Annotated in this window: 12 protein-coding genes, 1 pseudogene and 1 riboswitch; of the genes and pseudogenes, 7 read left to right on the top strand and 6 right to left on the bottom strand. The window is 46.2% G+C overall.

Annotated elements, in window-relative coordinates; genetic code table 11:
* Positions 1-15 precede the first annotated feature (15 nt).
* Positions 16-129: riboswitch (TPP riboswitch) on the top strand.
* 380 nt (positions 130-509) lie between these two features.
* Complete coding sequence (gene thiC / locus M3636_RS26530) at positions 510-2,294, top strand: phosphomethylpyrimidine synthase ThiC (RefSeq protein WP_128104294.1); 1,785 nt, start codon at positions 510-512, stop codon at positions 2,292-2,294.
* Positions 2,295-2,444: 150 nt separating this feature from the next.
* Here thiC and M3636_RS26535 read toward each other — a convergent pair whose 3' ends face one another.
* The 5 genes from M3636_RS26535 to M3636_RS26555 form a co-directional block, all read right to left on the bottom strand.
* Positions 2,445-2,588, bottom strand: a complete 144-nt coding sequence (locus M3636_RS26535; protein WP_164848599.1) for a hypothetical protein — start codon at positions 2,586-2,588, stop codon at positions 2,445-2,447.
* 292 nt (positions 2,589-2,880) lie between these two features.
* Positions 2,881-3,570: a hypothetical protein gene (locus M3636_RS26540; protein WP_128100216.1), complete on the bottom strand. Its 690-nt coding sequence runs from the start codon at positions 3,568-3,570 to the stop codon at positions 2,881-2,883.
* A gap of 167 nt (positions 3,571-3,737) precedes the next feature.
* Entirely contained in the window at positions 3,738-3,905 is a 168-nt protein-coding gene (locus M3636_RS26545) for a hypothetical protein (RefSeq protein ID WP_156395468.1), read from the bottom strand.
* 524 nt (positions 3,906-4,429) lie between these two features.
* A complete protein-coding gene (locus M3636_RS26550; RefSeq protein ID WP_145410052.1) occupies positions 4,430-5,248 on the bottom strand; it encodes a zinc ribbon domain-containing protein in 819 nt (272 codons plus the stop codon).
* A 71-nt stretch (positions 5,249-5,319) separates the two neighbouring features.
* On the bottom strand, positions 5,320-6,270 hold the full coding sequence (locus M3636_RS26555) for a helix-turn-helix transcriptional regulator (protein ID WP_145410051.1): 951 nt from the start codon (positions 6,268-6,270) through the stop codon (positions 5,320-5,322).
* An 84-nt stretch (positions 6,271-6,354) separates the two neighbouring features.
* Here M3636_RS26555 and M3636_RS26560 point away from each other — a divergent pair.
* From M3636_RS26560 to M3636_RS26580, 5 genes and pseudogenes are all read left to right on the top strand, one after another.
* Positions 6,355-7,050, top strand: a pseudogene (locus tag M3636_RS26560) (response regulator transcription factor).
* Positions 7,043-8,131: a HAMP domain-containing sensor histidine kinase gene (locus M3636_RS26565; protein WP_251384523.1), complete on the top strand. Its 1,089-nt coding sequence runs from the start codon at positions 7,043-7,045 to the stop codon at positions 8,129-8,131. Before M3636_RS26560 ends, M3636_RS26565 begins: the two are co-directional and overlap by 8 nt.
* Before the next feature lie 364 nt (positions 8,132-8,495).
* Entirely contained in the window at positions 8,496-9,359 is an 864-nt protein-coding gene (locus M3636_RS26570; protein WP_251384524.1) for a M15 family metallopeptidase, read from the top strand.
* Between the two features lie 64 nt (positions 9,360-9,423).
* Positions 9,424-9,975: a VanZ family protein gene (locus M3636_RS26575; RefSeq protein ID WP_251384525.1), complete on the top strand. Its 552-nt coding sequence runs from the start codon at positions 9,424-9,426 to the stop codon at positions 9,973-9,975.
* Positions 9,976-9,990: 15 nt separating this feature from the next.
* Entirely contained in the window at positions 9,991-10,197 is a 207-nt protein-coding gene (locus tag M3636_RS26580) for a hypothetical protein (RefSeq protein WP_251384526.1), read from the top strand.
* A gap of 162 nt (positions 10,198-10,359) precedes the next feature.
* Here M3636_RS26580 and acnA read toward each other — a convergent pair whose 3' ends face one another.
* Entirely contained in the window at positions 10,360-13,074 is a 2,715-nt protein-coding gene (acnA, locus tag M3636_RS26585; RefSeq protein WP_251384527.1) for an aconitate hydratase AcnA, read from the bottom strand.
* Between the two features lie 344 nt (positions 13,075-13,418).
* On the opposite strand from acnA, the gene M3636_RS26590 reads away from it, so the two are divergent.
* A complete protein-coding gene (locus tag M3636_RS26590; protein WP_251384528.1) occupies positions 13,419-14,438 on the top strand; it encodes an amidase domain-containing protein in 1,020 nt (339 codons plus the stop codon).
* Positions 14,439-14,499 lie beyond the last annotated feature (61 nt).

Genomic DNA, 14,499 nt, shown 5'->3' on the forward strand with positions numbered 1-14,499 from the left:
CTTGCCGCAACTTGTTAACGTTACTAGGGGAGTCCGAATTGTCCGGACTGAGACGGAATCGCATGAGATTCTGGACCCTTTGCACCTGATCTGGATCATACCAGCGTAGGGAAGTAATCGGCCAATCAACCACGAACATCAATGGGATGTAACCTATGGCTGAACTCAATTAGAGTTCGGTAATCGGTACATCATTGGTGATGGACATAGCCGGTTCCCTCGGGAACCGGCTTTTTTTATATACAGTGAGCAGAGACAAGATTTAGACTTCAGAGTTACTTTCGTAAAAAGAGCGGAGGTAGGTATCTGTTGTGGAATCTATTCAATTAGTTAGGTGAATGAACCTTACTCTGCTGCATGTTGTCTTACTGTATATGTCTCTCTAGGTAAGGTTGTCCTTGCTCCTTATATGGATGGTCTCCAGATTAGATGCGCTCGCATGGAAAAGAAGTGATGCAGTCGTGAAGACCAATGAGGAGGAGACAAAGACGATGAGTACAGAACAACCAATGATGGGACAAGGGAATACAGAAGCGCAGGCGGCAAAAGAAACAGGTTCGGCTGGAGGGGTTCAACCTTTTCCCGGCAGCCGTAAAGTATACATTCAGGGCTCACGTCCGGACATTGCTGTACCTGAGCGTGAAATAGCTCTTCATGACACGAGTACTCCCCAAGGGGTGGAGCATAATGAGCCGCTGCGTGTGTACGATACGAGCGGCCCGATGACCGACCCTGAATTTCACGCAGACATCCGGGCAGGACTACCTGCACTCCGCACACGCTGGATTACGGAGCGTGAGGATGTGGAGGCTTATGCAGGACGTACGGTGCAACCGGAAGATAACGGGCTCAAGGCGGGGAGTAGAAGAACCGGAGCTGAAGCTTACCCAGGCTTGCGTGGCAAGCCGCTGCGGGCTCAGGCTGGACGATGTGTAACGCAGATGCACTATGCACGCCAAGGCATCATTACGCCAGAGATGGAGTTTGCCGCGATTCGTGAGGGAGTAGAGCCGGAGTTTGTGCGACAAGAACTGGCCAGTGGCCGAGCGATTCTACCATCCAACATCAATCATCCTGAAAGTGAGCCGATGTTGATTGGTCGTCATTTTCATGTGAAGATCAATGCGAATATCGGGAATTCTGCCGTCTCCTCCTCCATCGAAGAAGAAGTGGAGAAGATGACCTGGGCTGTACGCTGGGGCTCGGATACCGTTATGGATCTGTCGACAGGAAAGGATATCCATACTACGCGGGAATGGATCATTCGTAATTCTCCAGTACCGATCGGAACTGTGCCACTCTATCAGGCGCTGGAGAAGGTCAATGGCGAAGCAGAAGCACTAACGTGGGAATTGTACCGAGACACACTCATTGAGCAGGCAGAGCAAGGCGTAGACTATTTCACGATCCATGCAGGCGTCTTACTGCGCTATATCCCGATGACAGCCAAACGTATGACAGGCATTGTGTCCCGGGGTGGATCTATTATGGCTGCGTGGTGTTTGGCACATCATCAAGAGAACTTTTTGTATACGCATTTTGAAGAAATCTGTGAAATTATGAAAAGGTATGATGTGGCATTCTCGCTTGGGGATGGATTGCGTCCGGGGAGTATCTATGATGCCAATGACGAGGCTCAGATGGCCGAGCTGGCTACACTGGGCGAGTTAACGCAGATTGCGTGGAAGCATGATGTACAGGTGATGATTGAAGGGCCGGGGCATGTGCCGATGCATAAGATCAAGGAGAATGTGGATCTACAGATGGAAATCTGTAAAGAGGCTCCGTTCTATACCTTGGGTCCACTGACAACGGACATTGCTCCAGGTTATGATCACATTACTTCAGCTATTGGAGCGGCGATGATTGGCTGGTTCGGGACATCCATGCTCTGTTATGTTACACCGAAGGAACATTTGGGGCTGCCTAACAAGGATGATGTACGAGAGGGAGTCATCGCCTACAAAATTGCAGCACATGCCGCTGACCTAGCTAAAGGTCATCCACGAGCTCAACGCCGAGATGATGCGCTGTCCAAGGCTAGATTCGAATTCCGCTGGCGCGACCAATTTAACTTGTCGCTTGACCCTGAACGGGCGCTCTCTTACCATGACGAGACATTGCCTGCTGAGGGAGCTAAGGAAGCCCATTTCTGCTCGATGTGTGGGCCGAAGTTCTGTAGTATGCGAATTACGCAAGACATTCGTGCATTTGCTGCAGACAAGGGGTTGTCCGAAGATGATGCGGTAGCCGCAGGGATGCAGGCGAAGGCTGAAGAATATCGGATGCGGTAGGTGAGATTGGAGATTGATAGTGCAGCAAAAAACAAAAAACAGTTCATCACATAAAATGAGTGATGAACTGTTTTTTGTTTGTAGCCTTCAGAATTGCTCTTTTGGTTTGACTAAATATTGGCCGTCGTTCACAGATATCTCTACTATAGTTTACTTCATTTTACTCCAAATTCGAAACAGAATACCTGCAATGACAAATAGTATGCCGTCTGCTAATTTAAGACTTCCACCGTAGATAAATGCAGAACAGGCCAAGCCTATAATAAACAAAATTAGAATGTATAAGAAACGCACTAACATTCACTCCTCTACAATAAATGGAACTGTGCTTAACATACCTTAAGAGTGTGAACAATAATTCAAATTTATCTAATAAGATATAATGTTCTTAATACTCAGAGTAAATTAATAATAGAAATTTTTTAGTGTTCCTCTGGAATCATTATTGGCCGAACCCGAAAAACTAACGCTCAAAGCTCCGAAAGTTAATCCAACACTATGTAAGCCATAAAATACATATTAATATTAAATAGACTAGATACAAAAGTATAAAACTAGTGCCCTAATCTACTCCCCATTCCAACATTCAATGCGGTGCTATGCCTAGCTTCTTCTCCAAATACGTTGCAAGCAATGCCAAAGGGCTATGGATCGCAATACCGGTCTCTACTGTAACTCGCGCAGCAGCGGGCGCCATGGATAATTGGGCTGCGACTACCGTTTTGCCGGGATGCTGCCCAGCAATGTACTGTAATCCTTCACGTACTGCTGCAAGATAACCTTCCTTGTCACCGCGCATAATCAATTGAAACGTCTCAGGAATGCACACGGCTTCTGGCTGAGGCACCTCGGTAACACAGTTCTGCTCTTTCTCATAATCTTGCTGTAAAGCCCGATACACCCGTGCCATTGTACCTTCAATTGTAGCTGGATTGGTAAAAGCGAATATGTATTCATTGTCCATCCGTTGTATCTTCGCTAGTAGTGGATCATCAATGCCAATGACAGGAATGGCAATCTTTCGTGCTTCCTGTTCCAGAACAGCAGCAAACAGGGTGCAGGTCACGAGAATGGCATCGGTATGGCAGCGCTCAATCCATTGCAGGGTTTGAGATACTTTGTCCTTCGTTATTGCGTCAGAGAAGCCTTCATCATGTTTAAGCCGATCCAGACCGGGATCAACATAATGCACGAGTTCCACCGCATAGGCAGACAAAGCTTCTTCGACCAGGGTAATGTTGGAATAGTGAGCGTGAAAACAACTGATGGTAAGCATAGTATTTCTCCCCCTAATGGCTTCAGCTGCCTGTGAGCAGCCTAGGCTTGCCAAAGTTTTAACCCATTATAGAGGATAGGCGAATAACCGTCATCCCTAGCGTTCTGGAAGGACGGTAAGCTGGGTGTAACCGAATAAGAACAAGAGACCGGTTAGAGCATGATATATTAGCGCATAGATGGCGTAGCGTTCTTATTGGCGATCTTTTGCTGCAAAATTTCATGAAAGGATAGACCTTGAGTGCTCTCATTCTCCTTTTTTGGAGCATTGGTCGCCGTGTTGCGCGGATATTGGTGGTGATACGGGATCATTTGCTGAATAGGCATGCGGATCATCTTGGTTCCTCCTTTGATGCGTAATTTATGTATTCATGATTTATAGGTATATGTGACTTGTTATACGAAATGAGCCAATTTATGATGTAATTCCAATTGGATTGTAGTGATTTTACCCGGTATTTGAGAGATGTAAACGTTTTTAGGGAAATTCAGGAATAAAGGACTGCATTTCGAAGAGGCTAAATGGGAGGATAGAATCGGTTGTTAAGTGAATAGACCCAATTTTAAATAAGTCAACCATGACCTAATTGAGACATATTGTCTGGTTGAATAGGTATGGGAAATGCTAAGTAACTTGGTACCTTAGACCGTTGTTTGGAGGGGAGAAAGGCAATTTGTTTGCGCGAATAATGAGTCGTTGCATGGATTCTACTTTAGTAATTGACCTTTCATTGGCTAAAATCATTTGCTAAAAGTACATATAACAAAAAGCCATCGGATTCCTCCGACAGCTCGCCTGAATATGATCTTAGAATTTAAATTTAGGATGAAGGATAGCTATCACATCAAATAAAAATCTACTATTTTGACTGAACAGCAATATATACGTCTACCTGAACATTCTCAGGGTCGATACTACGTTCATCATATAGCTCGAAGTCACCCGTAAATGTACGTTTATGCTGATCCGCCCAAGCCCATACTGCCCCCCATGCTTCACCTACAACTTCTGCCATAGGTCCTCTTCTGGAGGTGAACACGGCGTACGTAGCTGGAGGTAGATCAACTGAATTCATGTCCTCGGGCAGCCTTTCGTCCGCAGAAACTTCGTGACCAACCAGAATGGTGTACTCCCCGGTAATACCGTCTGTATAGTCACTATAACAGCCATAGCGAGCTACCTCTGGTGCAGGTAGTTGGTCAGAGGAGAAATACTGATTCCACAAGCCTTGAATGCAGCCTTTGCCACTGATCTCAATCGCATTGGTTGTTCTCGCAGACACACCCGCAAGACGTTTCGCCGGAAGAGTCACATAACGAACAGGCTCGGACAATCCAAGAAGCGCGCCGCTCAGACCATTCGACTCCGTAGATGTATCATTTGAATCGTCCCCTGAGCTTGCCGAGGTTCCTCTCATTATAGTGCCGTTCCATCGTTTCAAATAAGGAAGCTGATTCCGCAGCATAGATCGTGCAGACTCCTCATCCATGCCTTCCTCCTTGAGAATCGCGGTGCACATTTCGATCATACCTTCCAGTGGAATGTTAGGCTGCTCGAATTGCCCGTTCTTATAACAATAGATACAATACTCTCTTGTAGCCTTCCCATCAGCCTCTGTTCCGAACTGAGCTGGAGTTGTCAGTGGCATGCCGCAGCTTTGACATAACGTTGTGTTCATTATCAATTCCTCCTCGATCGTTGTAACTGAATATATGGACAGTATAACGAGAGGAACTAGACAGCAGTCTGTCAGGTTTGGGATGAAGAAGTATAATTTTGTACAATCTGTTCTGCCATTTGCCTTATTGTAACGCGGATATGCTCTGGCTCTACCACTTCAACATCTGCTCCAAAGCCCAAAATGAAGCCGTACAGCCAGTTATCTTCTGGAAAGGCGACCTGACTGATGTAATATCCTTTTCCATCAGGAATGACATTTTCAATGCCAAACCATTCTTCTGCTAGATGGCGGGCGCGAGCGTGAAATCGCAGGGTCAGAGGGGCTTGGTTGTCGGGTACTACCCATTCTTGCTGCCAGGGTCTATCATGTGGTTGTATAATTCTTCGCTCAAAATGTTCTTGTGCAAGGGATACATCTCGCATACGGACAAGCTTGAACATGCGGAATTGATCCCGTTCATGGCAGAATGCATAGAGATACCAAGAATGTCGTTTGAGCACAAGCGTATGGGGTTCAACGGTTCTAATGGTCTGATTCCCTCCAGCACTGCAATAGGTGAAGGTGATGAGCCGTGACTGATCCATTCCAGATTCGATCAACTGAAGCTTGATCTGCAAGGCTTCGGGATGTGTCCAGGTTGAATAATCGACAATGAAGCGGCTTGTATTGGACTGGAAATCTTCATTTTTGGCTTCAGGTACAATACTGCTGAGCTTCTCGACCAAGAGATCTCGTGCCACGTTGCTATGAGAAGTTGAGATACTACGAAGTGCGGTCACGATCGATGCCAGATCCTGATCTGTCAGCACGTTACGGTCAAGCCGATAGCCCTCTGCAAGACCAATTCCGCCGCTAGCGCCTTGATACGTAACGACAGGGATACCTGCTTGACCCAACGTGTCGATGTCTCTATAAATGGTGCGAATGGACACTTCAAACGTATCTGCCAAGTCCTTGGCCTGTACACGACCTCGATTGACCAGCAGCACCACGATGGCTAATAAACGATCCAGTTTCATGAGTGGGTTTCCTTTCGATCGTTGATTATGTTAGATTCAGATAGATTATACTGCCCACTATCACATATAGGAGTGGAATAGGCAATGAAACGTATTACGATTTTGATTGCAGATGATGAAGTTGAGATTGCGGATCTGGTTGCTTTGCATCTGCAAAAAGAAGGATATCATATCATCAAAGCATTTGATGGGAAAACAGCGGTTCAAGCCGTTCAGACACAAACGATAGATTTAGCGATTTTGGATATTATGATGCCTGGCATGGATGGTTATGAGGTGACCCGCAAAATTCGGGAGCAGCACCATATGCCTATTATTTTTCTAAGCGCGAAGACCTCGGATATGGACAAAATCACGGGACTCGTGATGGGTGCGGATGATTATATGACCAAGCCGTTTAATCCGATGGAGCTGGTTGCCCGGGTTAATTCACAGCTACGCCGTGCGCTTCAATTCAGTCAGGCGGTATCTGCGCAGCGATCTGTTCTGGAGAAGGGTGGGCTTGTGATCGCTCCTGATCAGCATAGTGTTATGCTCTATGGCAAGCCAATAGAGTTAACACCGAAGGAATTCGATATTTTATATCTGCTTGCAGGCCATCCCAAACAGGTTTTTAGTGCTGAGAGCATTTTTGAACAAGTGTGAGGAGAGGCTTATTATGAGAGCGGTAATACCGTTATGGTTCATATTCGAACCCTGCGCAAGAAGCTTGGTGAAGACGTAGACAAGAATAAGTTTATCAAAACGATCTGGGGTGTGGGGTACACATTCAATGAATAAACGTAGAAGTTTTCGAACAACGATGATTCTGTTGCTTGGTCTGAGCATGCTCGCCTCTGGTGCAATTACCTATGGTGTGTATAAACTAATGCAATATTTCTATTCAGGAGTGAGAGCTGAAGATCAGCTTGCTGAATATCGTCATTTTATGAAGAGCGTCGGGGATATTTATTTCTTCTTACTTCTGTTCATTCCCCTTGCGATATTGTTCTTCTTCTGGTTTACCAAACCCTATGTTACTTATTTCAAAGACATCTCTGTAGGCATAAGGCACTTGGCTAATGGAGATTTTCAGCATCGGGTGCAGATCTCCTCGAAGGATGAACTGGGAACCATTGCTGAGGATATTAATCTGGCGAGTCTCAAGCTCAAGGAAGCGGTAGAGCGGGGTGATTTTGCAGAGAACAGTAAGGATCAGCTGGTGGTGAATCTGGCACATGATCTGCGAACGCCTCTGACCTCTGTGTTAGGTTATCTGGATCTATTGGTGAAGGATGATCAACTAACAGAGGAGCAGGTTAAGCATTTTACTTCCATTGCATATACCAAGTCTCAGCGGTTGGAGAAGCTGATTGATGACTTGTTTGAGATTACGCGAATGAACTACGGCATGTTACCACTTGAGAAAAAGCGACTGGATATTAGTGAATTGCTCCGGCAGATGAATGAAGAGTTGTACCCCGTTTTTGAAAAAAATAAATTGGTTACTCGGCTTCATATCGATTCCGATCTGGTCATTTCTGGCGATGGTGAACTGCTGGCACGTGTCTTTGAGAATCTGCTAATTAATGCCGCCCGGCATGGTAAGGATGGTCTGTATGTAGATATTTACGGTCATTGCGAAGCAGGGCAGGTTATCGTTCAGGTGATGAATTATGGAGGACATATTGATCCACAGGATTTGCCGCATATTTTCGATATGTATTATACCGGAGATCGCTCACGGACACCTCAGGAGGGTGGAACAGGGCTAGGGCTGTTTATCGCGAAAAATATTGTGGAGCAGCATGATGGAGTCATATCAGCTCAAAGCGATGTTGTACGGACGGTATTTGAGATTCGCCTGCCCGCGCTAACGTGAAATCAAATTAAATTAAATCCAATGAAATATATAAGTTTAACTAAACTTTTTACACGAGAACGGAGAGGACAGAAATAACGTGAAGAAGCGAAGCGCTCGCCTCAAAGCTTTCTGAAAGAAAGCTACTTCGGAAGCATACGCCATCACCGGATTTTCCCTTTGAAGAAGGGAATCCAAAAAATCTGGGGATAACAGCGATCGGAAGGTTATTCTGTCATCGGAGTGGCAAGTGTAAACCTTCTTTAGTTGAACCTATATAGTTGTAAGATACGCTCTAATTTAAGAAAAACTTTAGAATTGCCCTGCTTTTATTTAACTAGTTTCTTCTATCCTTGATTGTATGAGGAAAAGGAGGAGCGTGGAGATGAAAAAGTGGGGATTTTTGATATGTATCATTGCCATAGGTTATATTTTTAGCAGGTCAACCGCTTGGTTTCAAGAACAGACCGAACCGATGGTAGAGATTAAGTACACGAATGAGATTCATGCGGGACATGCTCATACGATCCATATCGATATGAAAAGTGAAGTACATAAAGGCAATCTATTGCTCGTGAATTCAGAATATCCCGTACATCCGGCGGGCGTGAGAGCGGATATTGTGAATCTAGCTGAACAGAATGAACTGGTGCGTGGATATGGTTTGATGAATCAGAAAATAAGACTATCACGGTATGTAGCTCAAGCGTTTGAGCAAATGGTTGAAGCCGCTGGTCAGGATGATGTGCGTTATTTTATGATAAGTAGTGGTTATCGGGACTTGGCAGAACAAGAACAATTGTATGCGCAAAAGGGACTGGATTATGCGCTCCCTCCGGGGCACAGTGAACATAATCTAGGCTTGTCCGTAGATGTAGGCTCTACACTAGCTGCCATGAGTGAAGCACCAGAAGGGGCATGGCTGGAGCGAAATGCCTGGAAATACGGTTTTATTTTACGGTATCCGAAGGACAAGGTACATATCACGGGGATTCAATATGAACCCTGGCACTTTCGTTATGTAGGTTTACCGCATAGTGCCGTCATGGTTCAGCGTAATTTGGCGTTGGAGCAATATCTGGAGTTGCTTAAGGACAAGAAGAGCCTGACTGTTGATGTTGAGGGTCAGACCTATCACGTCCATTATTACACTGCTTCCCGAGAACAAGCGGTATACATACCTGAGAACCGTTCATATGAGATATCGGGCGATAATATGGACGGCGTCGTCGTGACGGTGAAGGAGTAACAGTATACTAACATAGCAACATTTGGATCGTCTCAGTCGTACAATATAATGGAGGTTCATCATCATGAGCACAAAAAAATTAATAGTCCAACTCTTATGGATCTCCGCTTTGGTCATCTATCTATATTTGTTAACGAAGCTGATCTTATTCAAAGGTAACCCCGTTGATTTTAAATTGGTACTGACTCAACTTAAGTTGCTCATGCAAGAGCCAGACCTTATTCATACACGCATCGTCAACTTGACGCCATTTCAGGAGATTGCAAGAGACTGGCATAGTGTGTCGTTGCATCGACCGGGTAGTGCGATTCATTTGTTTGGCAATGTGCTTGCTTTTACACCGTTAGGCATATTTATCCCTGTGCTAATGGGCAACAAGTGGTTGGCGGGGGCAAACGTATTGGTGTTATCTCTACTGCTCAGCCTGGCTTATGAGGTATCGCAGTTATTGACCGGTATGGGTGTATTTGATGTGGATGACCTTATTCTCAATACTGCGGGTGGAATCATCGGTTACATTTTATTTACGATGGCTCGTGGGGTGAAGCGCATAATAGCAGGTAAACCTGCACGTACTCCAAGAGAACGATATGATGCAAACAAAAGTCACACCTAAAAGGGGAGAATTCTTATGTTCTTTTTGGCTCTTCTAATCATGGGCGTAGGTCTTCTATTCATCGTTAGTCCGCGTTATGTAACTCATAACTCGAATCGTCGTATGATGGACCGTACGGCATCCCGATGGATCGGATACTCGCTCATCATGATGTCATGCTTATTTCTAATCATGGGAGTACTGCAAATGCTGGATCAAGCCTCCCATCATATGGATCATTAGTGAGCAGTCTTCTGGTTAGGATGAAATTAATTCATTGCAGATATCGTCTACCACTAGATATAACACATATATAAGCCAGCAAAAAAAGCTCCCCATCATGCCAACCGGCAACGATGGGGAGCTTTCTTTTATATCACTTAATAGCACGAATGGTTAATGCGATTAAGCTTTTTTCATCATTTGACGCAATACAGTTTGCAGGATACCGCCGTTATGGTAGTAATCCACATCAACCATACTGTCCAGACGAGCAATTACAGGGAATTCGAACTGTGTACCGTCTTCACGAGTTACAGTTACTTTCAACTCTTGTCCTGGTTTCACGTCATTGCTCAGGCCAGTAATGTCGTATGTTTCGCGTCCATTCAGACCCAGGCTAGACCAGCCGTGACCTTCTTGGAATTGCAATGGCATAACGCCCATGCCGACAAGGTTACTACGGTGAATCCGCTCGAAACTTTCTGCGATAACGGCTTTGACGCCGAGCAAGAATGTTCCTTTTGCCGCCCAGTCACGGGAGCTTCCTGTACCATACTCTTTACCTGCGATAACGATCAGGTTCTGTCCTTCATCCTGATACTTCATGGAAGCATCGTAGATGGACATTTCTTCGTCTGTTGGCAAGTATTTCGTAATACCACCCTCAGTACCTGGAGCCACTTGGTTACGAATACGGATATTCGCAAACGTACCACGCATCATGACTTCATGATTACCACGACGTGAGCCGTAGGAGTTGAAGTCTTTGCGCTCTACGCCATGCTCTTTCAGGTACAATCCAGCTGGGCTGGACGGTGCGATATTACCTGCTGGTGAGATGTGATCCGTTGTTACGGAATCAGCAAGCAATGCCATAACACGTGCAGAACGGATATCTGCGATATCGTTCAGCTTGTCACCAAGCTCTTGGAAGAACGGAGGATTCTGAATGTACGTGGAGTTTGGATCCCACTCGTACAGTTCGCCTTCTGGTACAGGGATGTTGTTCCAACGTTCGTTAGCTGTAAATACGTTCTCGTATTTGTTACGGAACATTTGAGCGTTCAGGGAGCTAGCAATCGCATCCTTGATTTCCTCAGAGCTAGGCCAGAGGTCTTTCAGGAATACAGGCTCGTTATTTGTATCATAGCCGATTGGATCGACTTCGAAGTCAATATTCACCGTACCCGCGAGTGCGTATGCCACAACGAGTGGTGGGGAAGCCAAGTAGTTAGCTTTAACTTGAGCGTGTACACGGCCTTCGAAGTTACGGTTACCAGACAATACAGCCGCTACGGTCATATCGTTCTCAGCAATAGCTTCGCTTACTTCATCCGGCAGTGGACCGGAGTTACCGATACAAGTCGCACAGCCGTAACCAGCAACGTTGAATCCGAGTTGATCCAAGTACTCGATCAGACCTGCTTTTTCCAGATACTCGGTAACCACCAGAGATCCTGGAGTCAAGCTGCTTTTCACGTAGCCTGGTTTAGTCAAGCCGCGTTCAACTGCTTTTTTCGCAAGCAAACCTGCTCCAACCATAACACTAGGGTTAGATGTGTTCGTGCAGCTTGTGATGGCTGCGATTACTACAGCTCCAGCAGCAAGCTCGCTTGTTGAACCATCAGGATGTTTAACAGGTACTTTTTGTTCAAGCTTCTCTTCAGTCAGTCCGTATCCACCTTTATCAACCGGTGTGCGGACGATGCTGTTGAAGCTTTCTTTCATTTGTGTCAGCTCGATGCGATCTTGTGGACGTTTTGGTCCTGCAAGACTTGGTACAACGGAGCCGAGGTCAAGTTCAATAACATCTGTAAATTCAGGATCTACTGTTGAAGCAGTCCGGAACATACCTTGAGCTTTGTAGTAAGCTTCAACCAGATCCACTTGCTCATCGGAACGGCCTGTGCTGCGCAAGTAGTTCAGCGTTTCGCTATCTACAGGGAAGAAACCGATTGTTGCGCCGTATTCAGGTGCCATGTTAGCTACAGTTGCACGGTCAGCAAGACCGATATTAGCAAGTCCTGGGCCGTAGAACTCTACGAATTTACCAACAACGCCTTTTTTACGAAGCATTTGGGTAACAGTCAGCGCCAGATCCGTTGCTGTTGCGCCTTCGCTCAGGCTACCTGTCAATTTAAAACCGATAACGTCAGGTGTAACAAAGTAAAGCGGTTGGCCAAGCATACCTGCTTCAGCCTCGATCCCGCCAACACCCCAACCTACAACGCCAAGACCGTTGATCATCGTTGTATGGGAGTCCGTACCTACGAGAGAGTCTGGGAATACTACCGTTTCGCCGTCAACTGTTTTGGTTGCAGCAACGGAAGCTAGGTACTCCAAGTTGACTTGGTGAACAATCCCTGTGGACGGTGGAACCGCACGGAAGTTGTTGAACGCCGTTTGTGCCCAACGCAAGAAACGGTAACGCTCTTCGTTACGCTCGAATTCAACCTTGATATTGTAGTCAAGGGCATCGTTTGTTCCGAATGCATCAACCATAACGGAGTGGTCAATAACGAGGTCAACTGGTACGAGCGGGTTGATCTGTTTTGGATCGCCGCCTGCTTTTTTAACCGTATCACGCATTGCAGCAAGGTCAACGACAACCGGTACACCGGTGAAGTCTTGCAGAACGATACGTGCAGGAATAAATGGAATTTCTTTGTTATTGTCACGGCCATCTGCCCAGCCGGTCAATTGTTTCACATGTTCTTCGGTAATTGCGTGTCCATCGAATTGACGAACTGCTGCTTCAAGCAGCACTTTAATAGAGAAGGGAAGCTTGGAAAGGTCGCCGTAGCCGCCTTCCTGAAGAGCATCTAAACTGTAGTAGCGGTAAGACTTGCCTCCGACCTCAAGACTGCGTGCGGCGGAGAAATGGTTCTTGGCTGACATACATGTACCTCCTTAAAAATGTGTCGGTGAGATGAAGAAGACATTCATTTTAAATGAAGAACAGGCCTTCATCGCTCCGTGTTCTTGTTCGTTGGTTTCATTAGGTGAAACATAATTTCATAATCGTAACTTTAGTTTTAAGTATACCGTTTCAAGGGGTCTACGTAAAGGGCTTTTTGCCTGTGAAATCCTGCTTTTTAAAAAGAATGAAGGCGTTTTCTCACAAAGAGTAAGTTCGTATCATTTGGATTTGAGAAGGCGTACTCATACAACCCGGTGGGTTCTCATAGATATAGAAGGAGTTTTATTGTGCATATCGGTGGGAGATCGTCCAAACACAGCTTATGCCGAAGGGGGACAACAGCTTGGAACGGGAATGGAAGAGTGCCTTGTATACGTATGTTAACCAATATAATCGCTGCGAGATTGACTACCGCCCACAGACAAGCGAACGTATTGTAACTGATCCTGCGTTTGTTCTAGATCGTGGCGAACGTATGACGAGATTAGATGAGTGGTATCGCAGGCGGCGGGCTGTGCCGCTGCGGAGCGAGACCAGCGCCAAGATCGTACGTACGGTTACCGAGAGCCCGGAAGAGTCGGTGGTGGATGTGCAGCTATACAGCAGGTTGTTTTATGAGAAAAGCGGCATGACTCATCGCGAAGATCGAATTGAGCGGGAACGGTTGACCTTTCTGCGGCAGAACAGAACTTGGACGATTACACGGGTAGAACGTGAAGTGCCTGAACGCCGCCCTCCTGGAGCGAGTCGCCCTTTTCAGCAGGCTGATTTTGTACAGGCGATGAATCGACCTTTGCTCAATCACGATGTGCTTAGACAGGGACGCAGCACTCGTCAACAATTATATCGCCGAGATTTAGCCGTTGCATATGCGGATCGTTGGTGGAATACAGGCAATCCGGCATTTGAAGAATTCGAGGTGGACTGCACCAATTACGTGTCCCAATGCCTCTTTGCAGGGGAGGCACCCATCCACTATACTGGTAGAAGAGAAGCGGGCTGGTGGTATAAAGGCTATGTAAATGGCACGGAGATGTGGAGCTACAGCTGGGCGGTATCGAACAGTTTGGAGCGTTATCTGTCCAGTAGCATTTGGGGCTTGACCGCAACGGCAGTGGAGCGTCCTGAGCAACTGATGCTGGGGGATGTCATTCTCTACGATTGGGACGGGGACGGTCGATTTCAGCACAGCACGGTGGTAACCGCCTTTGATGCTGGTGGCATGCCGCTTGTTAACGCACATACAGTCAGCAGTCGTCACCGTTACTGGGATTACCAGGACTCTTACGCTTGGACAGAGCGGACGGTGTATCGGCTTTTTCACATTGCAGATGAATTTTGAGTCTGTTCTCACAGGGAAAGACTTGTTTTCGGTGACGAGCCAAGCCCATTCCGTGTAAAAT

Source organism: Paenibacillus sp. MER 99-2 (assembly GCF_023714095.1).
Classification (GTDB): Bacteria; Bacillota; Bacilli; order Paenibacillales; family Paenibacillaceae; genus Paenibacillus.